Annotated in this window: 25 protein-coding genes; 8 read left to right on the top strand and 17 right to left on the bottom strand. The window is 69.0% G+C overall.

Going from position 1 to position 25,968, the window contains the following annotated elements:
• Positions 1-27: 27 nt before the first annotated feature.
• From pcaG to ABD156_RS38310, 5 genes are read right to left on the bottom strand one after another with little or no spacing between them, the layout of a single operon-like run.
• Entirely contained in the window at positions 28-579 is a 552-nt protein-coding gene (gene pcaG, locus ABD156_RS38330; RefSeq protein ID WP_344285930.1) for a protocatechuate 3,4-dioxygenase subunit alpha, read from the bottom strand.
• Positions 576-1,310 (bottom strand): protocatechuate 3,4-dioxygenase subunit beta, encoded by a 735-nt coding sequence (gene pcaH, locus ABD156_RS38325; RefSeq protein WP_344285929.1) that lies wholly within the window; start codon positions 1,308-1,310, stop codon positions 576-578. The genes pcaG and pcaH overlap by 4 nt, the downstream gene beginning before the upstream one ends.
• Positions 1,311-1,325: 15 nt before the next feature.
• Entirely contained in the window at positions 1,326-2,507 is a 1,182-nt protein-coding gene (locus ABD156_RS38320; protein ID WP_344285928.1) for a thiolase family protein, read from the bottom strand.
• Positions 2,504-3,259: a CoA-transferase subunit beta gene (locus ABD156_RS38315; RefSeq protein ID WP_344285927.1), complete on the bottom strand. Its 756-nt coding sequence runs from the start codon at positions 3,257-3,259 to the stop codon at positions 2,504-2,506. The genes ABD156_RS38320 and ABD156_RS38315 overlap by 4 nt, the downstream gene beginning before the upstream one ends.
• Positions 3,256-4,065 (bottom strand): CoA transferase subunit A, encoded by an 810-nt coding sequence (locus ABD156_RS38310; RefSeq protein WP_344285926.1) that lies wholly within the window; start codon positions 4,063-4,065, stop codon positions 3,256-3,258. The genes ABD156_RS38315 and ABD156_RS38310 overlap by 4 nt, the downstream gene beginning before the upstream one ends.
• 432 nt (positions 4,066-4,497) lie before the next feature.
• Here ABD156_RS38310 and ABD156_RS38305 point away from each other — a divergent pair, with 432 nt between their 5' ends.
• Positions 4,498-5,445, top strand: a complete 948-nt coding sequence (locus ABD156_RS38305) for a 2-hydroxyacid dehydrogenase (protein WP_344285925.1) — start codon at positions 4,498-4,500, stop codon at positions 5,443-5,445.
• On the top strand, positions 5,442-6,569 hold the full coding sequence (locus tag ABD156_RS38300; RefSeq protein WP_344285924.1) for a glycerate kinase: 1,128 nt from the start codon (positions 5,442-5,444) through the stop codon (positions 6,567-6,569). The genes ABD156_RS38305 and ABD156_RS38300 overlap by 4 nt, the downstream gene beginning before the upstream one ends.
• Positions 6,570-6,790: 221 nt before the next feature.
• Here ABD156_RS38300 and ABD156_RS38295 read toward each other — a convergent pair whose 3' ends face one another.
• Positions 6,791-7,096 carry an iron-sulfur cluster biosynthesis protein gene (locus ABD156_RS38295; RefSeq protein WP_344285923.1) on the bottom strand — a complete coding sequence of 102 codons (306 nt, stop codon included), beginning with the start codon at positions 7,094-7,096 and terminating at the stop codon, positions 6,791-6,793.
• 143 nt (positions 7,097-7,239) lie between these two features.
• Complete coding sequence (locus ABD156_RS38290) at positions 7,240-7,503, bottom strand: hypothetical protein (protein ID WP_344285922.1); 264 nt, start codon at positions 7,501-7,503, stop codon at positions 7,240-7,242.
• Between the two features lie 849 nt (positions 7,504-8,352).
• Between ABD156_RS38290 and ABD156_RS38285 the strand changes: the two genes are divergently transcribed.
• The gene (locus ABD156_RS38285) at positions 8,353-8,769 is read left to right on the top strand and encodes a GtrA family protein (protein WP_344286106.1); all 417 of its coding nucleotides are present in this window, start codon (positions 8,353-8,355) and stop codon (positions 8,767-8,769) included.
• Positions 8,770-9,094: 325 nt separating this feature from the next.
• On the top strand, positions 9,095-9,751 hold the full coding sequence (gene shbA, locus ABD156_RS38280) for an RNA polymerase sigma factor ShbA (RefSeq protein WP_344285921.1): 657 nt from the start codon (positions 9,095-9,097) through the stop codon (positions 9,749-9,751).
• A gap of 102 nt (positions 9,752-9,853) precedes the next feature.
• On the opposite strand, the gene ABD156_RS38275 is transcribed toward shbA, so the two are convergent.
• Genes ABD156_RS38275 through ABD156_RS38265 form a run of 3 tightly spaced genes read right to left on the bottom strand, consistent with a single transcriptional unit; the run spans position 9,854 to position 11,984 of the window.
• Positions 9,854-10,684, bottom strand: coding sequence for an amidohydrolase family protein (locus ABD156_RS38275; RefSeq protein WP_344285920.1), 831 nt, complete (start codon positions 10,682-10,684; stop codon positions 9,854-9,856).
• Positions 10,681-11,655, bottom strand: coding sequence for an aldo/keto reductase (locus ABD156_RS38270; RefSeq protein ID WP_344285919.1), 975 nt, complete (start codon positions 11,653-11,655; stop codon positions 10,681-10,683). The genes ABD156_RS38275 and ABD156_RS38270 overlap by 4 nt, the downstream gene beginning before the upstream one ends.
• Positions 11,652-11,984 (bottom strand): L-rhamnose mutarotase, encoded by a 333-nt coding sequence (locus ABD156_RS38265; protein WP_344285918.1) that lies wholly within the window; start codon positions 11,982-11,984, stop codon positions 11,652-11,654. The genes ABD156_RS38270 and ABD156_RS38265 overlap by 4 nt, the downstream gene beginning before the upstream one ends.
• A 74-nt stretch (positions 11,985-12,058) precedes the next feature.
• Between ABD156_RS38265 and ABD156_RS38260 the strand changes: the two genes are divergently transcribed.
• Positions 12,059-12,775 carry a FadR/GntR family transcriptional regulator gene (locus ABD156_RS38260; protein WP_344285917.1) on the top strand — a complete coding sequence of 239 codons (717 nt, stop codon included), beginning with the start codon at positions 12,059-12,061 and terminating at the stop codon, positions 12,773-12,775.
• Positions 12,776-13,596: 821 nt separating this feature from the next.
• Here the strand turns inward: ABD156_RS38260 and ABD156_RS38255 are convergent.
• Genes ABD156_RS38255 through ABD156_RS38230 form a run of 6 tightly spaced genes read right to left on the bottom strand, consistent with a single transcriptional unit; the run spans position 13,597 to position 20,097 of the window.
• On the bottom strand, positions 13,597-14,613 hold the full coding sequence (locus tag ABD156_RS38255; RefSeq protein ID WP_344285916.1) for an ABC transporter permease: 1,017 nt from the start codon (positions 14,611-14,613) through the stop codon (positions 13,597-13,599).
• Entirely contained in the window at positions 14,606-16,108 is a 1,503-nt protein-coding gene (locus ABD156_RS38250; RefSeq protein ID WP_344285915.1) for a sugar ABC transporter ATP-binding protein, read from the bottom strand. The genes ABD156_RS38255 and ABD156_RS38250 overlap by 8 nt, the downstream gene beginning before the upstream one ends.
• Positions 16,105-17,145 carry a sugar ABC transporter substrate-binding protein gene (locus ABD156_RS38245; protein ID WP_377926069.1) on the bottom strand — a complete coding sequence of 347 codons (1,041 nt, stop codon included), beginning with the start codon at positions 17,143-17,145 and terminating at the stop codon, positions 16,105-16,107. The genes ABD156_RS38250 and ABD156_RS38245 overlap by 4 nt, the downstream gene beginning before the upstream one ends.
• Positions 17,146-17,184: 39 nt before the next feature.
• On the bottom strand, positions 17,185-17,943 hold the full coding sequence (locus ABD156_RS38240; protein WP_344285914.1) for an SDR family NAD(P)-dependent oxidoreductase: 759 nt from the start codon (positions 17,941-17,943) through the stop codon (positions 17,185-17,187).
• Positions 17,940-19,241 (bottom strand): enolase C-terminal domain-like protein, encoded by a 1,302-nt coding sequence (locus tag ABD156_RS38235; protein WP_344285913.1) that lies wholly within the window; start codon positions 19,239-19,241, stop codon positions 17,940-17,942. Before ABD156_RS38235 ends, ABD156_RS38240 begins: the two co-directional genes overlap by 4 nt.
• A 1-nt stretch (position 19,242) precedes the next feature.
• Positions 19,243-20,097, bottom strand: a complete 855-nt coding sequence (locus ABD156_RS38230; RefSeq protein WP_344285911.1) for a fumarylacetoacetate hydrolase family protein — start codon at positions 20,095-20,097, stop codon at positions 19,243-19,245.
• A gap of 1,018 nt (positions 20,098-21,115) precedes the next feature.
• Here ABD156_RS38230 and ABD156_RS38225 point away from each other — a divergent pair.
• Complete coding sequence (locus tag ABD156_RS38225; RefSeq protein ID WP_344286104.1) at positions 21,116-22,312, top strand: Bcr/CflA family multidrug efflux MFS transporter; 1,197 nt, start codon at positions 21,116-21,118, stop codon at positions 22,310-22,312.
• Here ABD156_RS38225 and ABD156_RS38220 read toward each other — a convergent pair.
• On the bottom strand, positions 22,266-23,510 hold the full coding sequence (locus ABD156_RS38220) for an NAD(P)/FAD-dependent oxidoreductase (RefSeq protein WP_344285909.1): 1,245 nt from the start codon (positions 23,508-23,510) through the stop codon (positions 22,266-22,268). The genes ABD156_RS38225 and ABD156_RS38220 overlap by 47 nt on opposite strands.
• Before the next feature lie 180 nt (positions 23,511-23,690).
• Here ABD156_RS38220 and ABD156_RS38215 point away from each other — a divergent pair, with 180 nt between their 5' ends.
• Together ABD156_RS38215 and ABD156_RS38210 are read left to right on the top strand one after the other, a co-directional pair.
• Entirely contained in the window at positions 23,691-23,927 is a 237-nt protein-coding gene (locus tag ABD156_RS38215; RefSeq protein ID WP_037810157.1) for a hypothetical protein, read from the top strand.
• Positions 23,928-23,991: 64 nt separating this feature from the next.
• Entirely contained in the window at positions 23,992-25,962 is a 1,971-nt protein-coding gene (locus ABD156_RS38210) for an SDR family oxidoreductase (protein WP_344285906.1), read from the top strand.
• Positions 25,963-25,968: the final 6 nt, after the last annotated feature.

Genomic DNA, 25,968 nt, shown 5'->3' with positions numbered 1-25,968 from the left:
TTGAACCTCCACAATGGACACGGCCGGTCAGACCGCGAAGAAGACCGTCTCGCCTTCGCCTTGCAAACGCACGTCGAACCGGTAATCGGCGCCGTCTTTCTTGGCCAGCAACGTGTCCCGGCGTTCCTCGGGAACGCTGGCCAGCACGGCGTCGCCGGTGTTGTCCTGGTCCTCGAAGTAAATGCGCGTGACGACCCGGTTCAGCAGTCCGCGAGCGAACACCGACACGTCGATGTGCCGCGCCTGCGAAGCCCCGGACGCGTCCGGCACGATTCCGGGCAGCAGGGTGAGAATCCGGTATTGGCCGTCGACGTCGGTGGGACACCGGCCGAACCCGCGGAAGGATGAGCCGGGCTTGCCCCGCGGATCGTCGGGGTGGTCGAACCCGCCGTCCGGATCCGCCTGCCACGTCTCGATCATCGCGTCCGGAATCGGGTTGCCCGCGCCGTCGTACACCCCGCCGCGGATCCACACCGCGCCTTCGGTGCCTTCCGGGACCACGAACGGCCCGTCGTCCCAGGGCAGTCCGATGGACAGGTACGGCCCGACGGTCTGCGAGGGCGTGCCTTCGAGCCTCACTCGTCTTCCTCCTCGTCCTCGAACACCGACTGTTCGCGCCCGCGCACCACGATGTCGAACTGGAACGCCAGCGCCCACTCCTCCTCGGTGCGGTCGAGGTCGAACCGGGAGACCATCCGCTGCCGCGCCTTCTCGTCCGGAATGGAGTTGAAGATCGGGTCCTGCGAGAACAGCGGGTCGTCCGGAAAGTACATCTGGGTGACCAGCCGCTGGGTGAACGCCGAGCCGAACACCGAGAAGTGGATGTGCGCGGGACGCCACGCGTTGTCGTGGTTCTTCCACGGGTACGCGCCGGGCTTGATGGTGGTGAACTCGTAGCGCCCGTCGCCGTCGGTCAGCGTGCGGCCGAGCCCGTCGAAGTTCGGGTCGAGCGGGGACGGCCAGCGGTCGCCGGTGTGCCGGTAGCGCCCGCCCGCGTTGGCCTGCCAGATCTCCACGAGCGAGTCGCGGATCGGCCGCCCGTCGCCGTCGAGAAGCCTGCCGGTGACGATGATCCGCTGGCCCTGCGGCTCGCCCGCGTGCTGGCGGGTGAGGTCGTTGTCGGATTCGCCGAGCCGCCCCGGGCCGAGCAGCGGACCGGTGACCTCGGTGAGCATCTGCGGCAGCAGGACCAGCGGCTGCGTCGGATGCCGCAGCGCGGTGGAACGGTACGGCGCGTAGTCGAGCGGCGGGTGGGTGCCGTCCGGATCTGGCCGGTACTGCGGCAGGCGCCGGTCGGTCGGTGTGGCCACGATGCCTCCCCTTTCTCAGCGATTCTCGAGCACGACTGCGAGACCCTGGCCGACGCCGATGCAGATCGCCGCGAGGCCCCAGCGACCGCCGGTGCGGCGGAGCTGATGCGCCAGCGCGCCGATGATCCGGCCGCCGGACGCCCCGAGCGGATGCCCGATCGCGATGGCCCCGCCGTTGACGTTGACTATCTCCGGGTCGAGCTTCGACCATTCTTTCAGGCAGGCCAGCGACTGCGCCGCGAACGCCTCGTTGAGTTCCACCGCGGCGACGTCGCTCCAGCCGATGCCCGCCCGTTCGAGCGCGATCTCCGCCGCGCGCACCGGGCCGATGCCGAACACGTCCGGGTCGACTCCCGCGGCGCCGCGGCCGGCGATCCGGGCCAGCGGCGTCTTGCCAAGCCGCTCGGCCGCCGCCGCGTCACCGAGCAGCAACGCGGACGCACCGTCGTTCAGCGGCGACGCGTTGCCCGCCGTGACGGTGCCGTTTTCCTTGCGGAACACCGTTTTCAGCTTCGCGAGCTTCTCGGGCGTGGAGTCCGGCCGGATGCCCTCGTCCCGGGTGAGTTCGACGCCCTCCACCGGAACCACGTGGTCGTCGTAGAAGCCCTCGTCCCACGCCCGCGCGGCGTTCACGTGACTGCGCGCGGCGAACGCGTCCTGCTCGTCTCGGCTGATGCCGTAACGCTCGGCGAGAAGTTCGGTGGACTCGCCAAGGGAAACGGTCCACTGCGACGGCATCGCCGGGTTGACCATCCGCCAGCCGAGCGCCGTGTTGTACAGCGTCTGGTTGCCGGCCGGGAAAGCCTTGTCCGGCTTCGGCATCACCAGCGGCGAACGGCTCATCGACTCGACGCCGCCGGCGACCACGAGCGAAGCGTCGCCGACCTGGATCGCTCGGCTCGCCTGCATGGTCGCCTCGACGCCGGATCCGCACAGCCGGTTCACCGTCGCACCGGGAACCGACGTCGGCCAGCCCGCGAGGAGCGCAGCCATCCGCGCCACGTTCCGGTTGTCCTCGCCCGCGCCGTTGGCGTCGCCGAGCAGCACTTCGTCCACAGTGGACGGGTCGAGCCCGTTGCGCTCGGCCAGCGCGCGCAGGACGCTCGCGGCCAGGTCGTCAGGGCGCACCCCGGAGAGAGCGCCGCCGTAGCGCCCGAAGGGAGTGCGGATCGCGTCGAGTACGTAAGCGTCGCTCATTCGCCGGCCTTCTTCAGTTCACGGAGCAGGGTCAGTTCGCGTTCAGTGGGCGCGGGAGTGGTCTTGAGATCCGCGGCCGCCTTCAGTGTCCACCCCGTCGCTTCCACGACCTGTTCCAGCTCGATCCCGGGGTGCAGTTCGGTGAGCGTGAGCTCCGCGGTTTCCGGATCGGGCCGCATCAAACCGAGGTCGGTGACCACGAGCGTCGGCCCGGCGCCGCGCAGGCCGAGCCGTTCCCGGTCGCCGCGCCCGGTGCCGTGGCCGAACGACGTCACGAAGTCGACCTTGTCCACAAAGGTGCGCTTGCTCTGCCGAAGCACGACGAACACTTCCTTGCAGGACGCGGCGATCTCCGGCGCCCCGCCCGCTCCGGGCAGGCGCACCTTCGGATCGTGGTAGTCGGATCCGATGACCGTGGTGTTGATGTTGCCGAACTTGTCCAGCTGCGCCGCGCCGAGGAACCCGACGTCGATCCGGCCGGGCTGCAGCCAATAGTTGAACACCTCGGGCACGCTGACGACCGCGTCGGCCGTATCGGCCAGTTCGCCGTCGCCGATCGACAGCGGCAGCCTGCTGGGTTTCGCGCCGAGACAACCGGATTCGTAGATCAGCGTGAGGTTCGGGGCGTGCGTGCGGCGGGCCAGGTTGGCCGCCGTGCTCGGCAATCCGATCCCGACGAAGCACGACATGCCCTCGCCGAGCGCGCGCGCCGCGGCGATGCTCATCATCTCGTCAGCGGTGTACTCGCTCATGCCTTCACCCCGGTCACGTCGTTCAGCCACTTGGCGAATTCCTCGCGGTCCCGGCCGATCTCGTCCCACGCCTGGTACGCCGCGTTGTCCCGCTCGTAGTACCCAGCGGCGTACGAGGGCGCCGCGCCGCGCGGCACCTCCGCCACCGCGGTGACCGCCCAGGACGGAAGAACGAGCGCGCCCGGACGGGGCTCCAGCTCGTCGACGACCTCTTCGACGGTGACCAGCGACCGCTTCGCCGCCAGCACCGCTTCCTTCTGCACGCCCGCGATGCCCCACAGCTGGACGTTGCCCGCCCGGTCGGCGCGTTGCGCGTGCACGATCGTGACGTCCGGGTTCAGCGCGGGCACCGCGGTGAGCTGTTCGCCGGTGAACGGGCAGGTGATCGGCTTGATCGTGTCCGTCTGCGCGGGCAGATCGGTGCCGGTGTAGCCGCGCAGCACGGCGAACGGCAGCCCGGAAGCGCCTGCGACATAACGGTTCGCCATGCCCGCGTGGCTGTGTTCCTCGATCTCCAGCGGCGCCGGCCACGAGTGCTGCACCGCGTCGCGGAACCGGTGCAGCGAGCCGACCCCGGGGTTGCCGCCCCACGAGAAGATCAGCTTGCTCGCGCAGCCCGCGCCGATGAGCTGGTCGTAGACGATGTCCGGCGTCATCCGCACGAGCGTGAGGTTCCGCCTGCCCTGACGGATGATCTCGTGCCCGGCCGCCACGGGGATGAGGTGCGTGAAGCCCTCGAGAGCGACGGTGTCTCCGTCGTGCACCAGCTCGGCGATCGCCTCGCCGAGCGACAGCACCCTTGCCATCACGAGCCCTTCCGTCTGGATCTTCCTGCTTCCGCCGTTCCGTGCTAGCGTGTTCGCATAGCGCACAGAAGTTCTACATATGAACATAGCACGGTCCGGCCGCCCGCGGGAGTGCCAAAGGGTGAAGCGGACGTCCGGACAGACGGCACAAGACAACGCAAGGTTTGCGGGCTTCGAAAGGGAAAAGGTGATGCGATAAGACAACACGGTGCGCTAGGAGTCGGCGAACGGGTTTCGCGGCGACGCAGAGCGGCGCAGTCGGCGGCAGACCGGAATTTCGTTGCGTGGTACCGCAATGCGGAATTCGGGCGCTGTCCGCCTCGGCGGCGTTCTGTCGCGGTTGGACGCTCCGTCGCAGCTCAGGCGGGTGTCCGGCGGTGAGCGCGCCGCGAACCTCGCCTGGGCGCCGCGGTCGGCATTAGGCTGCTCGGCATGCCGAAGATCGCTGTCACCCGCTGGATCCCGGACGAGGCCGTGCAGGTGCTCGGCGAGGCAGGCGAAGTCGAAATCTCGCCGGAGGACCGGCCGCTCACGCCCGAGGAACTGAGGAAGTTCGTCGCCGGATCGGCCGCGGTGGTGTCGATGCTGCACGACCGGATCGACGGCTCAGTCGCGGACGCGGCGGGCCCCGAGCTGAAGGTCGTCGCCAACGTCGCGGTGGGCTACGACAACGTGGACGTCAGTGCACTGGCGGACCGCGGGGTCGTGGTCGCCAACACGCCGGGCGTGCTCACCGACGCCACCGCGGATCTCGCGTTCGGACTGCTGCTGGCCGTCTCGCGGCGACTCGGAGAAGGCGAACGTTTGCTGCGCGCACGGCAGCCGTGGTCGTTCCACCTCGGTTTCCTGCTCGGGTCCGGTTTGCAGGGCAAGACGCTCGGCATCGTCGGGCTCGGGCAGATCGGCCGCGCGGTGGCGAAGCGGGCGGCGGCGTTCGGGATGCGGGTCGTCTACTCCGGACGGTCGGCGAAGCCGGACTTCGACGGCGAGTTCGTGTCCTTCGACGAACTGCTGCGGCGTTCCGACTTCGTGTCGCTGCACTGTCCGCTGACTCCCGAGACCCGGCACCTCGTCGACGCGAACGCGTTGCGGGCGATGAAACCGAGTGCGTACCTCGTGAACACCACGCGCGGTCCGGTGGTCGACGAGTCGGCGCTGGCCGACGCGCTCGAAGCCGGCGAGATCGCGGGCGCGGCGCTGGACGTGTTCGAGAAGGAGCCGGACGTCGAGCCACGGCTGCTGGAGCGCGACGACGTGGTGCTGACGCCGCACCTCGGATCGGCGACGGTGGAAACGCGCACGGCGATGGCGGTGCTGGCCGCGCGCAACGTCGTCTCGGTGCTCGCCGGCGCCGAGCCGCTGACGGAGGTGGGCCGATGACCCGGGTCGTGATCGCACCGGACAAGTTCAAAGGAAGCCTGACCGCGGTCGAGGTGACGGAAGCGATCGCGCACGGCGTGCGCGACGCGTTGCCGGACGCCGAGATCTCCGCGTGCCCGGTCGCCGACGGCGGCGAAGGAACGCTGGAGGTGCTCGAGAACGCGGGCGGCTCGATGGTGCGGCTGCCGGTGCGAGGCCCGCTCGACGAACCAGTCGAGGCGCGGTACGTGCTGCTCGACGGCACGGCCTATATCGAATCGGCGCGCGCGTGCGGCATCGAGTTCGTGACGCCGAGCCGGGAAGTCGCGCTCGCCGCGCACACGTGGGGCGTCGGCGAGTTGCTGAACGACGCCCTGGCCCGCGGAGCGCGGCGGCTCGTGCTGACTGTCGGCGGCACCGCGAGCACCGACGGCGGTGCCGGGATGCTGGCCGCGCTGGGCGCCGAGGTCGTCGACGCGTCCGGCGCGCCAGTCGGACTCGGCGGCGGGTCGCTGACTCAGGTCGCGCGCGTCGACCTGAGTCCGGTGCGGGAACGGCTGGGCGGTGTGCCGGTCGCGGTCGCGACAGATGTGACGAATCCGCTGCTTGGCGCAAACGGTGCGGCGGCCGTATTCGGCCCGCAAAAGGGTGCCTCGCCGGAGGACGTCCAAGCGCTCGACGAAGCCCTGTCGCACTGGGCGAAGGCGCTTGTGCACGCTGGCACGCCCGACGTGTCCGACCTCCCCGGAGCCGGGGCCGGCGGAGGCGTCGCGGCGGGAGCGATCGCCGGGTTCGGCGCGACGGTCGAGTCCGGCTTCGACCTGATCGCCGCGTTGACCGGCGTTGATGCCGCACTGACCGGTGCCGACCTGGTGATCACCGGCGAGGGCTCGCTGGACGAACAATCACTGTCCGGCAAGGCTCCGGCGGGCATCGCGGCTCGCGCCGGGCGGACGGGCATCCCGCTGCTGGTGCTCGCCGGAAGGATCCAGCTGGACGCGGACGCGCTGGCCGGCTTGGGCGTCGTGGGCAGCAGCGCGCTGATCGACCACGCGCCGTCGCTGGACTACGCCCGCTCCCACGCCGCGGAGCTGCTGCGCGAACGGGCGGCGGTGCTGGTGCGGGGCTGGCTGCGCGCTAAGTAGCAGAAACGCTCCCGCGATTACCCGCAGGAGCGCTTCTGCTCAACAACGAAGCCGTCTTGGACAACCCGTGTCTTGGACGGCGGTGCCACCCAGGGATCGGCCATGGATCAACTCGCCGGGTCCGGACGTCGCGAGACCTTCGGCAGTACCGGCGAACGGCACACGGGATCAGCCGGCGAACACCGCCGCGCGAACCCCGTGGCCGGGCGCTTGTGCAGCCGTCAGGCGGACTGCTGCTGGGGCAGGACGGCGAAGGCGACATCGCCGGTGTCGTCCTGCTGAACGTCGAGGACCTTGTCGTCGAGCAACGCGGCTGCCTGCGGCTCGAGGAAGACCTTCGCCCCGCCGTCGGCACCGACGATGCGGTCGCCGTCCTCCGGGGCCGGGGCGACCGACAGCGCCAGTTGGGCGCCGTCGCCTTCCATGCTCTGCAGCGCGAAGCGCAGGCCGCTTTCTTCGGAGCCAGTGCCTTGTTCAGCGGTCAGCGCGGTGATCGCCTCGGCGGCGGCTTCGGTAACGGTCAGCATCTTTCGGCCTTCCCTTCGTCGCAGTCGGATGCGCACGGTCGGTTGCAGGGTGGTTTTTCACGCTAAAGGCGGCACGACGGTCGCGCAGTGTGAGCGCGAGACCGCTGCCGCGACGGTGGAACCTGTCACAAATACGTTTGAGATCAGGATCTTCGGGCCATAGCCGACCGGATCGCGTCAGCGACCGTGCAGCCCCCGTGGTCGACCCGCTCGCCCGGCCTGGGATCCGCGGGCCAGCCAGCCCCGGCCGAGTCGAACGGCCTCGACCCGGCTTCGCCCGCGCTGCCCGGCTCGCCGGTGTTGGCCGGTTCCTCGCCCGGTCCGCCGGACACCGGCGGCCGAACCTCCGGCGGCTCCCCCGCACGCTGGCTTTCCCGGACCTCGCCAGGACCTCTTTCAGTACGCATCGCCGCTCTGGGCGCGGGCGCACGGAACGGGTCGACGCGGGAACTGTCCGCGCTGGGTGCTTCACTCTCGCGGAGAGCGTCGTCACCGGAACCGCTCACGGGCACCTCCCGGAAGTCCGGATTGTTCGTGGTGAGCTACCCGAGGCGCCTTCCGGTGAAACGGGCCAAACGGCTGTCGCCGGAATCACAGTGGTTCCTGCGGTCTGCCAGGGCGTCAGCGGGCTGAGCGGAGCTAGCGTCAGAACTATGACCACCACCAGGTGGATGCCGCGCGGCCGGATCGGACTCCGCCCCCGGCGCAAACCCGGCCCGGACGCCGCCGGCAAGGACCCGCTCGGCGACGTCGCGATCGACGCCATGCCGGAATACCGCGCGCTCGACGAGCCTTCGGGCCGCTCCTCGATCCTCGATGAAGCCGCCGAGCAGCTCTACCCAGCCGCACTCGACGATCACCGCGCCGCACCGGACTCCGACGTCGACCGCCGCGGGGAAAACGCCCGTCGCCACTCAACGGCCAACGCTCTCCGCGAAGCGACAAACGCTACCGACGAACCACGACACCCGGTCGCCACCTGGCAACCCACCAGTCGCCACCCAGCGGCTAATCCGAACGGCACTCACCACCAGGCGGCAACTGGCGACGCCGACCCGCGTCCGCCAGAACCCGCTAGCGACATCTCCGCTGTAGCTAGCCGTCCACCACGGCCCACAGCGGATCTAGCAACCGAAGCTAACGCGGACCGACCGCACCCGAATTCGGGCGCCGTCTCCACAGCGCATTCCGCGCCTCCGGCCGTCGCCGATAATCGGCCAAACCGCTCCGCCGACCGCACCGCCCGTCGCCGTGAGATCGGTGGCCATGCTGCTTGGTATCTGGCCGCCGGTGTCGTCACCACCGGGCTGCAGGCCGTTCTCTTCCTCGCATTCCGCCTGGAAATCGGCGCGCAATGGGCGAATCTCGCCGCGCTCGCGATCACGACAGTCGGCAACACCGAGTTCCACCGACGCGTCACGTTCGCCGAACGGAGCAGCCGCGCGGGCAAGCGGCACCTTCAGGATCTCGTCACTTTCGCCTTCTACGCCGGCTACGGATCGGCCGTTCTCGCGGCCCTCGACGCCGTCGTCGCGCAGCCCTCCGCCGGGCAGCAAACGGCCGCGCTTCTCGCGGCCAGTTTCGTCGGCGGGGTCGTCCGGTTCGCGGTTCTGCGCTGGTGGGTTTTCGCCAGGACACGGCGAACGGACGCGCCACAAGATCACCAACGGTAGTGGAACCCGTTCTACCCGCAGTGCGACCACTCTCTGTTGCGCTACCCGGCTATCACTCTTCGTGACGCATCAAATCGGACATCCGCACATGCTGCGAGGCCGGATTCGTACTGTGCGTCGGCTGGTCTCGTTTGTGTCAAGACCACTGCTGCTAACGGGGTATTCGTAGTTGAAATGTGGACGGTCGGCCTCCGGCCGCTTAAGGTTACGGAGCGTCGCAACGATCGCAGTGCTCCCCCCGTTCGATTGGAGTACTTGCGACCGCAACATCACAGAGTGTTGACCCCAAGACAGCGACGGTCGCAGGGTTGCCGGGGAGACGACCATGACAGCACCGTCGAAGACGTCCCGTACTGCGGTGTCCGGCGTCGCGGGCTACGTGAGCCCTGCGACGCTGCCCCGGTCCGGTGGACGCCTGACCAAGGAAGACCTCGACCCGCTCGTACGCGCCGCGGGTCAGGGCGATCAAGCCGCGATCGCCGATTTGCTGCACGTGCTCCGCCCTGTCGTCGCCCGTTACTGCCGGGCCCGGATGGGCGGCCGCGACCTCTCTTACCTCGCCGCCGACGACGTCGCGCAGGACGTCTGCATGGCCGTTCTCAAGGCCCTTCCCGATTATCAGGACCGCGGCGGCTCGTTCCTTTACCTCGTGCACGCGATCGCGGCCAACAAGGTCGCGGACGCCTACCGGGCCGTCGCGCGCGACCGTTCCGAGCCGGTTCCCGAACTGCCCGAACACCCGCTCGCCGGCGGCAACGAGCCGGAATCGCACGCGCTGCGCCTCGACCTCGGCAGCCGTCTGCAGGAGCTGCTCACCCGCCTCGCCCCGCTGCAGCAGGAGATCCTGGCGCTGCGCATCGTCGTCGGCCTGAGCGCGAACGAGACCGCTGAGACGCTGGGCATTTCGGCCGGCAACGTCCGCGTGACGCAGCACCGCGCGCTGTCCAAGCTCCGCGAGATGGTGCAGGGCCAGGACTTCTGAGCCGGTTTCGTCACTCGAACGGCTGGAACACCGGCGCGGGCCGCTGAATAGGTCGACAGGCTCTGCTCCGCGCGGCACTCTGGATTTAGCCCGCCGCATCTCTCAGCTCAATTCATAAACGCGTGCCGCCGTGTGCTCGAAGACGTCCAGCCGTTCTGGGTCGCTCAGCATTCCGGTCAGCGACACTGCCGCGTCCAGTACGACTTCGTACGCTGCGGCCAGTTCGCACACTGGCCAGTCGGAGCCGAACATGACCCGGTTCGCGCCGAACGACTCGAAAACGTGGTCTGCGTAGCGGCGCAGGTGGCCAACCTGCCATTCGTGCCAGTCGGCTTCTGTCACCAAGCCGGACAGCTTGCAGTGCACGTTCTCGTGCGCGGCCAGCGATGCGACGCCGTCTGCCCACGGCTGCCATTCGCCGGCTGCGATGCCCGGTTTCGCGGCGTGGTCGAGGACCAGTCGCAGATCCGGCAAGCGTTCGGCGACCTGCCGGGCGGCGGCGAGCTGCGCCGGTGCCACGAGCAGGTCGTAGACCAGGCCAGCGGCGCCGACCGCGGTCAGGCCGCGCAGGATTTCCGGACGCAGCAGCCAATCCGGGTCCGGTTCGTCCTCGACCTGGTGCCGGATGCCGACCAGCGGGCCCAGTTCGCGCAGCCGGGCGAGCCGGTCGGACACGTCCGGGGCGGCGAGGTCGACCCAGCCGACCACGCCTGCCACCAGCGGCTCGGCCGCGGCCGTGGCGAGGAACTCCTCGGTTTCCGCCTCGTCCGAAACGGTCTGCACCAGCACAGTGGCGTGGACGCCGGCCGCCGTGGTCACTGCGCGCAGGTCGTCGACTGTGTACGGCTTGCGGATCGGAGCCAGCGCTTCGCCGGACATCCACGGGCACTCGCGGCGCGCCGGATCCCACAGGTGGTGGTGCGAATCGATCACTGGGCTCCTCCGGACGCGACGGGGCGGGCGGCCGACCGCAACAAGCCAGCGTCGGCGAGGTCGTCCCACAGTACGGCCGGGATATTCGCCGCTGCGCGGCGAACGTTCAGCGACACCTGCTCGGCATCGTGCGCGCCGACGACCACCGACACCACCGCAGGGTGCGTGCGCGGCAATGCGAGCGCGGCCTCCGGCAGCGAAACACCGTGCCGTGCGCAGATTTCCGCAATTTTCTGCGCTTTCTCAACGAGATCCGCAGGCGCGGCCGTGTAATCGTAAATGGTGCCGGGTTGTTCGGTGGCGAGAATTCCGCCATTGAACACTCCGCCGGCCACAACGCCGACGCCGCGTTCGACGCACAGCGGCAACAACTCATCCAACGCCGGCTGGTTCAGGAGGGTGTAGCGACCGGCCATCAGAACATGGTCGAGATCGAACCGGCGCACGAATTCCGCCAGCATCGGCGCCTGGTTCATCCCGGCCCCGATCGCACCCACGACTCCCTGCTCCCGTAGCTCCAGCAATGCCGGGAACGCACCAGAAACCGCTTCCTCGAAATGATCGTCCGGATCGTGCACGTACACCAGATCGATGCGGTCGAGACCCAGTCGTTCCAGGCTCGACTCCAGCGAACGCAACACCCCGTCGCGACTGAAATCCCAGCGGCGGCGGTAAGTCCCGGGGACGTCGAAGCCCTGGTCGTCGCGTTCGCCGGGGGCCACCGCGCGCGGCTCCAGCACCCGTCCCACTTTCGTGGACAGGACGTACTCGGCGCGCGGATACGCCGCCAGCACAGCGCCGAGCCGGCGTTCGGACAGTCCGAGCCCGTAGTGCGGCGCAGTGTCGAAGTAGCGAATCCCCTCGTCCCACGCCCGCCGCACGCTCGCCGCGGCGGTTTCGTCCGGTACCGCGTGGTAGAGGTTGCCCAGCTGCGCGCCGCCGAGTCCCAGCGGGGGAAGGTCCACGGTCACCCCTCCGCCGGGAGTTGCCACACCAGCCCGAGGCTGTGCGCGACGTCGGAATGGTCGAGGTCGAGGAGCTGGTTGATCCGCTTCTGCCACGCGATGTCGGCCGGGTCGTCGGCGAGTTTCGCACGCATCTGCTCGAAATCGTCCACCTCGACGAAGTGGAACAGGTCGAGCCCGTCGCGCCAGATCCGCCACGAGCGCACCCCGGCGCGGCGCAACGCGGCGTCCAGATCCTGCGGGATCACCGCGTGCACCTCCTCGTAGGTTTTCTCCATTCCGGGCTTGAGCCGGGTGCGCAATGCGACCGTTTGCGGCGCCGGGCCGTGGGTCATCGTTCCTCCTGACGGGAGTCGTGGCACGCTGTAGGGGGTAAACATCCGAGGTCTCTGCAGGGAGGGCGGTCCCGATGCCCGTCACCGATGTCGCGATCGACAAGATCAAGGACATGATCATTTCGGGCGAGCTGGCCCCGGGCGACCGGCTCCCCAAGGAGGCCGAGCTGGCGCAGCGGCTGGGGCTGTCCCGCAGTTCGCTGCGGGAAGCGGTGAAGGCGCTGTGCCTGATCCGGGTGCTGGACGTGCGCCAGGGCGACGGCACGTACGTCACCAGCCTGGAGCCGAACCTGCTGCTCGACGCGATGACCTTCGTCGTCGATTTCCACCGCGACGACACCGTGCTCGATTTCCTTGCCGTGCGGCGGATTCTGGAGCCCGCGGCGACGGCGATGGCGGCGCTGCACATGCGCGACGAGGACGTCGCCGAGCTCGGCGCGCTGCTCGGCGAACTGGAGGACTCGCCGACCGTCGAGGCGCTGGTGGCCAACGATCTGCAGTTCCACCGCAAAATCGCGGACGGCTCGGGCAACCCGGTGCTGTGCTCGCTGCTCGAAAGCCTCTCCGGCCCGACAGCGCGAGCCCGCATCTGGCGCGGCCTCACCCAGGAAGGCGCGGTGGCCCGGACCCGAGAACAACACGCCGCGATCTACGACGCGATCGCCGCCCGCGAACCAGAACTGGCCCGCTCGTGGGCGACGGTGCACGTGGCCGGAGTGGAGCAGTGGCTGCGCAGCACCCTGGTCGAGGACGCCGCGGCCGGCGATGACGCCGAGCCCGCCGCTTCCTGACCAGACAGGCAGCGCGGCAGTTCCCGACCGAACAGCCACGGCGTCGGTTCCTGACCGAACAGGCACAGATTCGGATCCTCGCCAGACCGCAAGGGCGCTGGTTCTTGACCGAACGGAACCGGCGGCGGCTTCTACGCGGCGCGTTGTGGTGACGGGTCCCTTCGCTCCTTGTCGATGGGAGAGAGGGGGCACTTCGCTCGCGTTTGGTTGGAGTGAAGGGGACTTTCGCTCCTGCACGACAGGAGTGACGGGACCCTTCACACCATAACGGGCGAAGCGGATGGACCCACCACGCACGCCCGGCCGGTGCGACGCGGACTTTCGCGCATGGTGCAGGACGGGGATCGTCTGGCACCAAACCGGGAAGCGCGAACGGACCCATCGCGCGCGCTCGGCTGACGCAGTGGGGCCTCGTTCACTGACCGGCGGGACGAGGGGTCCCTTCATCGGCTCCGACCCTTGTGCGGTGAAGTGCCCCTTCACGGATCGCCTCGATGAGCCAGCCGTCGGGTCGCCTACAGCATCTGCCAACCGGCCGCTCGCCGGACCGCTCCACGGGCTGCCGATCGGACAACCCGCCCGGTTGCCGCCCCACAAGCCGCCAGCCCGGCCAGCGACCAAACCGCCCACCAAGCCACCCGCCAGGCCAACCACCACACCGCCCACCAAGCCGCCAGCCCGGCCAGCCACCACACCACCCACCAAGCCAGCCACCACACCACCCACCAAGCCACCCGCCAGGCCAACCACCACGCCGCCCACCAAGCCACCCGCCAGGCCGACAAGCCGAGAAGGTCGGATGATCACCGAACCTCCGCCGATCAGGTCTGGGGCTTTCCGCCGGCATACCGGCTGATGATCAACGCGATCAGGATGATCCCGCCGTAAATCGCCTTCAGCCATTCCGCCGGGACCTGGGCGATGCGCAGCAGACTGTCCACCGACTGCAGCAACAGCACGCCGGTCAGCGCCCCGACCAAGGTCCCTCGGCCGCCGTCCAGGGAGACACCGCCGATTACCGCGGCGGCGAACACCTGCAGGATCAGGCCGTCACCCTGGTCGGCGCCGAGAGCGCCGACGTAGCCCGTGTACGCGAGGCCGCCGATGGCCGCCAGCACGCCTGCTACCACGAACACCGCCCACGAGATCCGGTCCACCCGGATGCCCGCGGCCCGTGCCGCTTCCCGGTTGCCGCCGATTGCGTACAGTGAGCGGCCGACTCGGTGGTAGCGCAGGCCCAGCCCGAAGACCACGAACAGCACCGCCGCGAGCCACACCGACATGGGCAGTCCGGCGAACGTCGTCGTCGCCAAGGCGGTGAAGGCGTCCAGCTGGTCGAAAAGCGTCTTGCCGTTCGTCGTGCCGATCTGGGTTCCGCGCAGGACAGTCAGCATCGCCAGCGTCACGATGAACGCGTTCAGCTTCAGCTTCACGATCAGGAAGCCGTTCACGAAACCGATCAACGCGCCCACCACGGGGATCGCCACCAGGCCGAGCACCGAGGGCCATTCGGTGCCGAAGCCGGAGGACGCCGCCGGGATGACCAGCATCGCGCCGATCGCGGGAGCGATGCCCATCGTGGATTCCAGCGACAGGTCGAACTTGCCGGTCAGCAGCACCAGCGACTCGCCCAGCACGACCAGCGACAGCGCGGCCGCCGCGGAGAGGATGCTGATGATGTTGTCGAAGGTGAAGAACGTGTCGCTGATCAGCCCGCCGATCACGAACACCACCACGAGCGCGGGCAGCAGCGCCAGTTCTCGCAGCCACGCCGACTTCCGGCGCTTCGCGCGCACCGCGGGCAGCGCCGTCTGCGGGTCGCTCATCAGGTCAGTCATGGAGCCCGACTCCTTCGATATCCGCCACCAGATCCCCGTCGGACCAGCCGGCCTGATGGACGGCGGCCACCCCGCCGGCGCGCAGCACCAGCACCCGGTCGGCCAGGCGCAGATCGTCCAGCTCGTCGCTCACGAGCAGCACCGCCTTCCCCTCGGCCCGCACCCGGTCCACGACCGCGAGCAGGGCCTCCTTCGACTTCACATCCACTCCCGCGGTGGGATTGATCAGCACCACCACGCGCGGGTCGCTCTCCAGTGCCCTGGCGAGCACTACTTTTTGCTGATTTCCGCCGGACAGGTCCGAAACTGGCTGGTCCGGACTGGCGGCCACGATGTCGTAATCGCTCAAAGCGCGTGCTCCGCGTTCGCGGCGGACCTTCGGGGACGCCAGGCCGCCGCGGCCCATCCGGTCGAGCACGGACAGGGTCGCGTTGTCCATAATGGAATGTTCCAGCACGAGACCTTCGTGATGCCGATCCCTTGGAACACAGCCGATTCCTGCGCGCAGGGCAGCGGGGATATCACCGGCTGGCAAGCGTTTTCCGTCTACCGCAATAGTTCCTGAAGTGGGTGCACGCAGGCCGTAGACCGTCTCGGCGACCTGGTGTTTGCCGCTCGCGTTGCTGCCAGCGAGGCCGACCACCTCGCCGCGATGGACCCGAAGCGAGACGTCATGGAAACCGTCGCCGGACAGATCATCGACGGTGAGCACCTCTTCGGCGTCCACCGCCAGCGGGTCGCGGGTGGCAGCGTCGCGCACGGCGAGGCCGCCTTGCTCCCCCGTCATCGCGTCGACCAGCGCCGCGCGGCTGACCTCTGAGACGGGCGCGGTGAGCACGTGCCGGGCGTCGCGCAGGACGGTAACCGCTTGGCACACCTCGTAAACCTCGTGCAGGTGATGCGAGATGAACAGGAAGGTGACGCCGTTCTCCTGCATTTGCCGCATGCGGTCGAAAAGCCGCTCGATGGCTTGGCTGTCCAGCTGCGCGGTCGGTTCGTCCAGCACGATGAACCGAGCGCCGTAACTCAACGCACGAGCGATTTCGACGAACTGACGGTCCTCAACGGACAGATCGCCAGCCGGAGTGTCCACATCGACCCGGACGTCCCAGGAGTCCAGCAGCTCTCGCGCCTGACGACGCAGCTTCTTCCAGCCGATCGAGAATCCGCCCTGCGCCTGCCGGTTCAGGAAAAGATTCTCCGCGACCGTCAGCTGCGGCACCACCATCGCGTGCTGATACACGCACGCCACGTGCGCCTTCCAGTCGTCCTGTTTGGACAGCGAAGGAGCACGGACGCCGCCGAAGGAAACACTGCCGGTGTCCGTTTCGGACAGTCCAGTGAGGATGGACACCAGGGTGGACTTGCCCGCCCCGTTGCGGCCGACGAGTGCGTGTGACTCGCCGGGCCGCACGGTGAGGCTGACGTCGTGCAGCGCCACGGTTGGCCCGTACCGCTTCCCGACGCCGTCCGCCTGCACTACCGGCGCGCTCACAGGTTGTTACCCCACAACGCTTTGTCGTCCACGTTGTCCTTGGTCACGACCGGCGCGGGCAGCTGGTCTTCCAGGATGCCGGGGCTGATCTCGACGATCGTGGAGTCGTGGTCGGTCGGGCCTGGCTTGAACGTCTCGCCCGCCATCGCCTTCTTCAGCCAGTACATGCCGTACTTGGCGTAGGCGTCCGCAGGCTGCGAAACGGTCGCGTCGAGTTCGCCGTTGCGGATCGCGGTGAGTTCCTGCGGGATGCCGTCGTTGCTCACCAGCACCACGTGCTTCGGATCGCCGACCGGGAAGAACAGGTTCTTGCGCTTGAGCGCCTGCTCGGTCGGCGCGAGGTAAACGCCGCCCGCCTGCATGTAGACGCCCTTGATGTCCGGGTTCGCGGTCAGCAGACTGTCCAAACCGGACGAAGCCTTGTCCGCCTTCCATTCGGCAGCGACCTCGAGCACCTTGACGTCCGGGTACTTCTGCTTCATGCACTCGCGGAACGCCGCCGACCGGTCGCGGCCGTTGACCGACGCCAGGTCGCCCATCACCTGAACGACCTTGCCGCTCTTCACGCGCTTGCCGATTTCGTCGCACGCCTTGGTTCCGTACGCCTTGTTGTCCGCGCGGACCACCATCGCGACCTTGCCGCTCTCCGGCGCGACGTCCACCGCGACCACCGGGACGCCCTTGTTTTCCGCCTGCTTCAACCCGGCGACGACGGCGGCCGAGTCGAGCGGCGTGACGACGAGCCCCTTGACACCCTGGTTGAGCAGCGTGCCGATGTCGGTGATGAGCTTCGCCGGATCGCTGTCGGCGTTCACCGTGGGCAGCGCGTCGAGCCCTTGCTCTTTCGCCATCTGCGGCACGTATTTGTTGTAGGCCTGCCAGAACGGCGAGGTCAGCAGGGGCAGCGTCGCCCCGACCTTGCCGGTGCCGCCGCCGCCCGCCGCGGCCGCCGGTTTGTCCTTAGTGGACCCGCACGCACCGAGCACCAAACCGCAGGCGGCCACCGCGGCGGCCAGCCGGATCACCTTCGTACGCACCGCATCCTCCTTGATGACAGGCCTTCTTGGCTGAGCAGATCAGTTCTGCACGGGTCCGCGCGGGCGCAGGCCGTACATGCCGCCGTCCACCGCGAGCGCGGTGCCGGTAGTCGATGCCGAAAGCGGGCTGGCCAGGTACGCGATCGCGTTCGCGACCTCGTCCGCGGTCACCAGCCGCCCCATCGGCTGGCGGGCGGCGAGCGCCTCCCGCTCGGCCGACGGGTCCGCGGCGGTGTCGAGCAGCCTGCCGACCCACGGGGTGTCCGCGGTGCCGGGGCACACGCAGTTGACGCGGATCCGGTCCGGCAGGTGGTCGGTGGCCATCGCGAGGGTCAGCGACAGCACCGCGCCTTTCGTGGCCGAGTACAGGGCCCGCGCGGGCAATCCGGCCCACGCGGCGATCGAGCAGGTGTTCACGACCGCCGCCGCAGGCGAGTTTTTCAAATGCGGCAAGGCAGCCCGGGCCGTGCGCACCATGCCGACCACGTTCACGTCGTACGCGCGGTGCCATTCATTGTCGTCGTTCGCGGTGACATCGCCCTGCGCGCCGATTCCCGCGTTGTTGATCAGGATGTCGAGCCGGCCGAAGCGTTCGACCACCGCGTCGACAGCGGCGCGAACCTCGGCGTCGGACGTCACGTCGCAGCGGAATCCGGTCAGCGGCTCGGGAACCTCGTCGGTCTTGAGGTCGAGCACCGCCACCTGCGCGCCGCGCTGGGCCAGCAGGTTCGCCGTGGCCAGGCCGATTCCCGACGCGCCGCCGGTGACCGCGGCGACCAGGCCGTCGAATTCGCTCACTGCGCGTTCTCCGTCCATTCAGGACCGTCCGGGAAGCTGAACCGGCGCAGCGTAGCGTCGTGCATGCGCGCGGAAAAGCCCGGCAAGGTCGGGGCGAGGTAGCGGCCGTCGCGCACGACGGCCGGATCGGTGAAGTGGTCGTGCAGGTGGTCGACCCATTCGATGCTGCGGTCTTCGTCCGAACCGGACACTGCCACGAAGTCGAACATGGACAGATGCCGCACCAGCTCGCACAGCCCGACACCACCGGCGTGCGGACACACCGGAACACCGAATTTCGCTGCCAGCAACAGGATCGCAAGATTCTCGTTCACTCCGCCGACGCGCGCGGCGTCCAACTGGAGCACGTCGATCGCACCAGCCTGCAGCAATTGCTTGAACACCACGCGGTTTTGGACATGCTCACCGGTGGCGACCTTGATGGGTGCGAGCGCCTTCGCGATGGCCGCGTGGCCGAGGACGTCGTCCGGCGAGGTCGGTTCTTCAATCCAATATGGATCGAACGGTGCCAGAGCGGTCATCCACGACACTGCTGTCGCGACATCCCAGCGCTGGTTCGCGTCGACGGCGATCCGGATGTCCGCCCCGACGGTCTCGCGGGCCAGTTTCATCCGCCGGACATCGTCCTCGAGATTCCCGCCGACCTTCAGTTTGATCATCTCAAACCCGTCGGCGACAGCTTGTTCGGCCAGCCGCACCAGTTTCGCGTCGGAGTAGCCGAGCCAGCCCGCCGACGTGCTGTACGCGCGATAGCCGTCAGCCTCCAGCTTGGCGATCCGTTCGGCTTTCCCGGATTCAGCAGCGCGCAAAATGTCGAGCGCTTCTTGTTCGGTGAGCGCGTCCGAGAGATACCGGAAGTCCACAAGGGACACCAGCTCTTCCGGCGTCATCCGCGACGCGAACTTCCACAACGGCAGTCCGGCACGGCGTGCGGCGAGGTCCCACGCGGCGTTGACGATCGCGCCGATCGCCATGTGCGCGACGCCTTTTTCCGGCCCCAGCCAACGAAATTGCGAGTCGCCGACCAAATCCCGCGACAGCGCGCCGAGCGCTTCCGCGTCCTCCGGCACGTCGCGACCGACCACATGCGGTGCGAGCGCGCGGATCGCGGCGGCCTGCACGTCGTTGCCGCGGCCGATGGTGAACGCGAGACCGTAGCCGTCCGGTCCGGCGTCGGTGTGCAATTCGACGTAAGCCGCCGAATAGTCGGGATCCGGGTTCATCGCGTCCGAACCGTCGAGGTCGCGCGACGTCGGGAACCGGACGTCCCGGACCTCCATGGCCACGATTTTCGCCATGTCAGGCCTGCCCGAAGGTCTGGCGCTGCTTGCCGAGGCCGTCGATTTCCAACTCGACGACGTCGCCCGCGCGCAGGTACGGCTTCGGCTCGGGCTGCCCGAGCGCGACGCCTTCGGGGGTGCCGGTGTTGATCAGGTCGCCGGGGCGCAGCACCATGAACTGGCTCAGGTAATGGATGATCTCGGCGACGCCGAACACCATGTCCTTTGTGGACGAATCCTGCACCTTCTCGCCGTTGACCCAGGTGCGCAGGCCGAGCGCCTGCGGGTCGGGGATCTCGTCGGCGGTGACCAGCTCCGGGCCGAGCGGGTTGAAGGTCTCGCAGTTCTTGCCCTTGTCCCACTGGCCGCCGCGGTTCAGCTGGAAATCGCGCTCGGAGACGTCGTTGGACACGACATATCCGGCGACGTGCGCCAGCGCCTCGTCCGCACTTTCCAGATAGCGCGCGGTTTTCCCGATGACGACGCCGAGTTCGACCTCCCAGTCGGTAGCCGTGGAACCGCGCGGGACGAGCACCTCGTCGAACGGTCCGACCATCACGTCGGGAGCCTTCATGAACAGCACCGGTTCGGTCGGCACGGCCGCGCCGGTTTCCTCGGCGTGACGGCGGTAATTCATGCCGATGCAGACGATCTTGCCCGGCGCGGCGATCGGCGCGCCGACCCGCAGCCCGGCCCCGTCGACGACCGGCAGTTCCCCGGCCGCGAGCGCCCGCGAGGCCTTCGCCGGCCCATTGCCGGCGAGGAACGCGCCGTCGATGTCCGGCGTGACCCCGGAGAGGTCGTGGAGGGTGCCGTCACCGGCACGGACGAACGGACGCTCAGCCCCCGCTGCCCCGAGACGCACAAACCGCACGGACGAACCCCTCTCTCGACACCCGCTTCGCGATACATCCGATGTATAGCGCATGGGTGGGCGGCAGATCTAGAGGGAAGCGGGATTTGGTCGGGAAATTGATCCGATCACCGGGCTGCCAGGTGGATAACGGACACTCGTCCTGGCGGGGACGTCCCGCCAGGACGAGGAAGACGGTGCGGCGCGGATGGAACCGGATGACGCGACTGGACCGCGGCGGCGGACGGCTGGGGGTTCGGCTTCTCACGGCGGAGGGGAAGGCGGCGAGTTGAGGGCGGGCAGCGGCGGATCTGGGGAAGCGGAGGGGCGCGGTTCCCGAGACAGCTCCGACGCGGCGGGTGGGCGGGGCGTCGGTGGCGAGAACGGGGTGCGCGGGACCGGCAGCGAAAACCCGCCCGGGCGCCGAGACCGCCCCGGCCCGGCGGGTCGGCAGGGCATCGGCTACAAGGACGAGATGCGCGAGACCGGCAGCGAAAAACCGCTCGGGCACGGAGACAGCCCCGACCCGGCGGGCGGGCGGGGCGTCGGCGATGAGAGCGGGGTGCAAGAGACCGGCGGCGAAAAGCCGCGCGGGCATCGAAACCTCCTCGACGCACCGGGTCGGCAGGGCATCAGCGACAAGGACGAGGCGCACAAGACCGGCGACGAGACTCGGCGAGATCGCCGGGACAGTCCCGGCGCGGTTGGCGCCCCGGAGATCAGCGCGGACGACGAGTGGTGTGCCGCTGAGCGGGCAGTGCCGTTGCCGGACGGCGCGTGGCTGCTCGCGACGAAGAGTTCCGCTGCGGATTATTCGGCGGCCAAACAGGCAGCTCTTGATCATTCCGCGGCGGATCACTCCGCAGCGGATCACTCTGCGCCTGAACACTCCGCGCCCGATCACCCTGCGGCGGATCACTCCACCGCAAGCCGCACCACGCCGGAGCATTCCGCAGCCGATCACTCCACCGCGGCCCGGCCCAGCACGGAGCACGTCGAACACACCGCCACCCTCCCCGAGCACCCCGGTCAAGGCAAGATCCGACGTCTCCTCATCCTCGGCGGCCTCTCCGCCTTCGGACCCCTCTCCATCGACATGTACCTCCCCGCCCTCCCCCGGATGGCGGGCGATTTCCAGGCCTCCGACACCACCGTCCAGTTGACGCTCACCGCGTTCGTCGTCGGGCTCGCGGTAGGGCAGATCATCGCCGGGCCGTTGTCGGATTCCTTCGGGCGGCGGCCGCCGTTGCTGGTCGGGCTCGGGCTGTACATCGCCGGGTCGGTCGCGGCGGCGGCGAGTCCGGGCGTGGAATTGCTGATCGCCGCGCGGAGCGTTCAGGCGCTCGGCGCGGCGGCGGGGATCGTGATCGCCCGCGCGGCCGTTCGCGATCTCTACACCGGCACCGCGATGACGAAGTTCTTCTCGCTGCTCCTGCTCGTCAACGGGCTCGCGCCGATTCTCGCTCCGGTGCTCGGCGGGCAGTTGCTCACGTTCACGTCCTGGCGCGGCGTGTTCGTCGTCCTCACCGGGTTCGGTGCGCTGCTGCTCGGCGCGGTCGCGTTCGCGCTTCCGGAACCACTGCCGGTCGAGCGTCGGCATCCGGCGCGGCTGGGCGGGGTGCTTCGCACGTACGGACGGCTCCTCACCGACCGCACGTTTCTCGGCTACGCGCTCACCGCGGGGCTGAATTTCGCCGCGCTGTTCGCGTACATCTCGGGTTCGTCGTTCGCGCTGCAGGACGTTTACCGCCTGAGCCCGCAGGAGTACAGCGTCGTGTTCGGGCTCAACGGCGTCGGCATCGTGCTCGCCGGGCAGCTCAACGGGTGGCTCGTCGGACGGCTCCCGGAGCGGACGCTGCTGCGCGCGGGGCTGACCGTGTCGACGATTTCCGGCCTCATCACCCTCGCGGCAGCCGTTCTGCGGCTCCCGTTGCCAGCGTTGCTGATTCCGTTGCTGCTCATGGTGTCCTGCATCGGAATCATCAGTCCGAACGCCAGCTCGCTCGCCCTCGCCGGGCACGCGCGCACGGCGGGTTCGGCGTCCGCGCTGCTGGGCGTGCTGCAGTTCGCGATCGGCGGGATCGCGACGCCGCTGGTCGGGCTCGGCGGTTCTGGCACGGCGGTGCCGATGACCGCCACGATGGCCGGTTTCGGGGTGCTCGCCTTGCTGTCGTTCGCGACGCTGACGGTCAGCCCAAGTCGGCGAGATTCCCGCTCCGCAGCTGGTCGTCGGTGACCGCGATGCGTTCGTCGACCAGTTTCTGCAGCGCGTCGCCGTCGTCCCACTGGTTCACGTTCATCGCGGCCGAAACCTCGCCGCCCGGCGTCACCCAGAACGCGGTGAAGTCGTAAGCCTCGAGGTCGCCGCGCACGACGACGCGGTCCCGGTCCAAGACGGGCAGGCCGCGGTACTCGCAGCCGATCGCGGGGCCGCCGCGGTCCGGGTCGTATTGGTCGGAGAAGAAGTACGGGCTGTTCAAGTACGGCTCGTTCGCGCCAAAGAGGTTCGCCGCCACGTGCTCGCCCTGCGTACGCGCTGTCGCCCAGTGCTCGACGCGTACGCGGCGGCCGTAGCGCGGATGGAACTCTGAGGCGATGTCGCCGATCGCGTAGACGTCAGGTGCCGCTGTACGCAGGCCCGCATCGACGTCGACGCCGCCGTCGTCTGCCAGCTCCAGTCCGGCGGCGTGCGCCAGCTCGACGCGAGGGGCGGCACCGACCGCGATAAGCACAACGTCGGCGTACAGCTCTTCGCCGTTCGACAGCCGGACGCCGGTCGCTGCCGTGTCACCGGTGATCCCTGCGACGCCTTCGCCGAGACGCCACTGCACGCCGTGTTCTTCGTGCAGACGGTAGAACGCCCGGGCAACTTCGTCGCCGAGGACATTGGCGAGCGGCAGATTCTCCGGAGCGACCACAGTCACCTCGGCACCGTGCGTACGCGCGGCAGCGGCGGCTTCGGTGCCGATCCAGCCCGCTCCGACGATCAGTACTCGCTTCGCTGCTTCGAAGGCCGCGCGCAGCCTCAGTGCGTCATCGAGAGTGCGAAGCGTGTAGAGGCCCGGCAGGTCGCCTCCGGGCACCTTCAATGTCCGCGGGCGCGAGCCGGTCGCTAGGACAAGACGGTCGTAGCGGTGTTCGTCGCCAGCGTCGTCTAGGACCAGACGTGCGCCCAGTTCGACTCGGGTCGCGGTGGTGCCGGAGAGCAGCCGGATGTCGTGCTCGTCCCAGTAGCCCTCGTCGCGCACCCAGTCTGGTTCGTCGGCGTTGCCGAGCAGGACGGCTTTCGACAGCGGCGGCAGCTCGTACGGCCGGTGCGTGTCCGCTCCGAGCAGCAGGACGTCGCCGTCGAAACCGCGTTCTCGGACTGTCGCGGCCGCGGTGGCCCCGGCCAGTCCGGATCCGACGACGACGATTTTCCGAGGTTCCGACATCCGTCCTCCTGAGTGCCCGCGGCGTGCGGTGGCCGACGCTACTCCGGTATCCGGCCGGTCACACCCCGTGGAAAACCGGCCAGTAGGCAATTCGGGTGAACCGGCGTAAGCCGCCCCCGAGGGCCCGGTCACACCCCCGCACGAAGGACACGGGTGCTACGTGATCGGAGGGCGAGGGTCGTGACAGCGCGGGACGACAGTGCGGTGCGGAACGAGTGGACGGTCGGCTGCCGGGACCTGGCGGGCAGGCGCCGGGACGTGACGGTGTTCGTGAGCAGTGACGACAAGGTCGTGCTGGTCGCGCCGCCGGGAGAGGCGGCGGTGCTGGGGCCGCTGGAGGTCGGGCGGCTGCGCGCGGCCCTGCGCGACGCCGTGGTGGCCACCGCGACGTCGGCGCGACGCACCGGAACCGACTGACAACTACCGTTCCTACTCATGAGTAGGTAGAGTCGGCACCCGCAGACCCCGAAAGGTGCCGGCCATGACCACCTACTTCGTCACGGGCGCGACGGGCTTCCTCGGGAAGCGCCTGGTCGCCCGGTTGCTCGCACGGCGGGACACGACCGCCGTCCACGTGCTCGTCCGCAACACCTCGCGCGACCGCCTCGCCGAGATAGCGCGGGACTGGCCGCATGCCGACCGCCTGGTCCCCGCCGTCGGCGACCTCACCGAACCGCTGCTCGGCCTCGACCCGGCCGGCTACGACGGGGCCGGCGGGATCGATCACGTCGTCCACCTCGGCGCGATCTACGACTTCACCGCCGACGACGCGGCCAACCGGGCCGCGAACGTCGAGGGCACCCGGAACCTGATCGCCTTCGCCGCAGCCGCCGGAGCGGGACTGCTGCACCACGTTTCGTCCATCGCCGTCGCGGGCGATCACGCCGGCCGGTTCACCGAAGCCGACTTCGACCTCGGCCAGTCCTTCAGTTCTCCGTACCACGCCACGAAGTTCGAGGCCGAGAAGCTGGTCCGCGAACAGTCCGACGTGCCGTTCCGCGTCTACCGGCCCTCGGCGGTCGTCGGCGATTCGCGCACCGGCGAGATGGACAAGATCGACGGTCCGTACTACTTCCTGCCCGCCATCTCGCGTCTCGCTGCGCTGCCGAAGCAGCTTCCGCTCGTCGCGCCCGACTTCGGGGCTACCAACCTCGTCCCGGTCGACTATGTCGTCGCCGCGATGGAAAGCCTCATGCACCGCGAAGCGCCTTCAGGCAGTACGTATCACCTCGCTTCGCCGCGACCGCAGAAGCTGCACAAGGTCTACAACGCCTTCGCCCGTGTCGCCGGAGCGCCACGCGTACGCAGGACTGTGCCGTCTGGTCTGCTTCGCACAACAGCGTCCCGTCTCGCGACCGCTGTGGACCGCCTGCCGACTGGACGTGCGACGCGCGCAGCAGTGTTGACCGAGCTGGGAATTCCGCTCGAAGTACTCCCCCACCTGAACATGGAGGTGGAGTTCGACACCTCGCGCACTACTTCGGAGCTGTACGGCAGCGGTGTCCACCTTCCCGAGCTTCGCGACTACGCCGAACCGCTGTACCGGTACTGGCGCGCGCACCTCGACCCAGACCACGCTCGCCGTCCAGGGCTCGAAGGACGCGTTGTCCTCATTACCGGAGCTTCGTCCGGCATCGGCCGTGCTTCAGCGCTTGCTGTCGCGCGTCGCGGGGCGAAGGTGCTTCTCGTCGCGCGGCGCGTCGAAGAACTCGAAGACGTGCGTAGCGAAATCACCGCGGCTGGCGGCGAAGCATCGACGTACCCATGCGACCTCACCGACGGCGACGCGGTTGACGGTCTCGTGAAGGCCGTCCTCGCCGACCACGGCGCGGTCGACGTCTTGGTGAACAACGCCGGACGGTCCATCCGACGCTCGGTGCAACTGTCGACGGAGCGGTTCCACGACTACGAACGCACCATGGCCATCAACTACTTCGGCCCGGTGCGGCTGATCCTCGGCCTGCTGCCGTCGATGACCGAACGCCGGTACGGCCACGTCGTGAACGTCACCACGCAGGGCCTGCAGACCGACACCCCGCGCTTTTCCGCTTATCTGGCTTCAAAAGCGGCGCTCGAGGAGTTCAGCCTGACCGCCGGCCGCGAGACGCTGTCCGACGGCGTGACGTTCTCGTCGGTCCGGATGCCGTTGGTGCGCACGGACATGATCGCGCCGACCGGGTCGTACCGCGGGCTGCCCGCGAGTTCGCCGGAGCGCGCCGCGGCGCTGGTGGTGAAGGCGATCGAGCGGCGGCCGCAGATCCTGAGCCTGCCCGAGGGCCGGGCCGCGGAACTGGCCTCGCTGGCGACGCCGGACCTCGCGCGGTTCGCGGCGCATCTCGTGTACCGAGTGATGCCGGAATCCGCGCCAGAAGCCAAGAAACGGCCACGGCAGCCTGCTCCGGCGGCAGTGGCGGGGACGCTCACGCGGCTGATCTGGCGGCGGAAGGCTTAGCGGCGT

It is taken from the genome of Amycolatopsis albidoflavus, assembly GCF_039525725.1.
GTDB classification, from domain to species: domain Bacteria; phylum Actinomycetota; class Actinomycetes; order Mycobacteriales; family Pseudonocardiaceae; genus Amycolatopsis; species Amycolatopsis albidoflava.
This window is presented reverse-complemented; position numbering and strand designations above follow the sequence as displayed.

Bases quoted from the DNA above. Each gene is read 5' to 3' on its own strand.
- ABD156_RS38220 (WP_344285909.1), bottom strand. From the start codon at position 23,510: ATGTCGGAACCTCGGAAAATCGTCGTCGTCGGATCCGGACTGGCCGGG.
- ABD156_RS38320 (WP_344285928.1), bottom strand. From the start codon at position 2,507: ATGAGCGACGCTTACGTACTCGACGCGATCCGCACTCCCTTCGGGCGC.
- ABD156_RS38210 (WP_344285906.1), top strand. From the start codon at position 23,992: ATGACCACCTACTTCGTCACGGGCGCGACGGGCTTCCTCGGGAAGCGC.
- ABD156_RS38265 (WP_344285918.1), bottom strand. From the start codon at position 11,984: ATGACCCACGGCCCGGCGCCGCAAACGGTCGCATTGCGCACCCGGCTC.
- ABD156_RS38295 (WP_344285923.1), bottom strand. From the start codon at position 7,096: ATGCTGACCGTTACCGAAGCCGCCGCCGAGGCGATCACCGCGCTGACC.
- ABD156_RS38260 (WP_344285917.1), top strand. From the start codon at position 12,059: ATGCCCGTCACCGATGTCGCGATCGACAAGATCAAGGACATGATCATT.
- ABD156_RS38290 (WP_344285922.1), bottom strand. From the start codon at position 7,503: ATGCGTACTGAAAGAGGTCCTGGCGAGGTCCGGGAAAGCCAGCGTGCG.
- ABD156_RS38315 (WP_344285927.1), bottom strand. From the start codon at position 3,259: ATGAGCGAGTACACCGCTGACGAGATGATGAGCATCGCCGCGGCGCGC.
- ABD156_RS38235 (WP_344285913.1), bottom strand. From the start codon at position 19,241: ATGGCGAAAATCGTGGCCATGGAGGTCCGGGACGTCCGGTTCCCGACG.
- ABD156_RS38300 (WP_344285924.1), top strand. From the start codon at position 5,442: ATGACCCGGGTCGTGATCGCACCGGACAAGTTCAAAGGAAGCCTGACC.
- ABD156_RS38310 (WP_344285926.1), bottom strand. From the start codon at position 4,065: ATGGCAAGGGTGCTGTCGCTCGGCGAGGCGATCGCCGAGCTGGTGCAC.
- ABD156_RS38255 (WP_344285916.1), bottom strand. From the start codon at position 14,613: ATGACTGACCTGATGAGCGACCCGCAGACGGCGCTGCCCGCGGTGCGC.
- ABD156_RS38305 (WP_344285925.1), top strand. From the start codon at position 4,498: ATGCCGAAGATCGCTGTCACCCGCTGGATCCCGGACGAGGCCGTGCAG.
- shbA (WP_344285921.1), top strand. From the start codon at position 9,095: ATGACAGCACCGTCGAAGACGTCCCGTACTGCGGTGTCCGGCGTCGCG.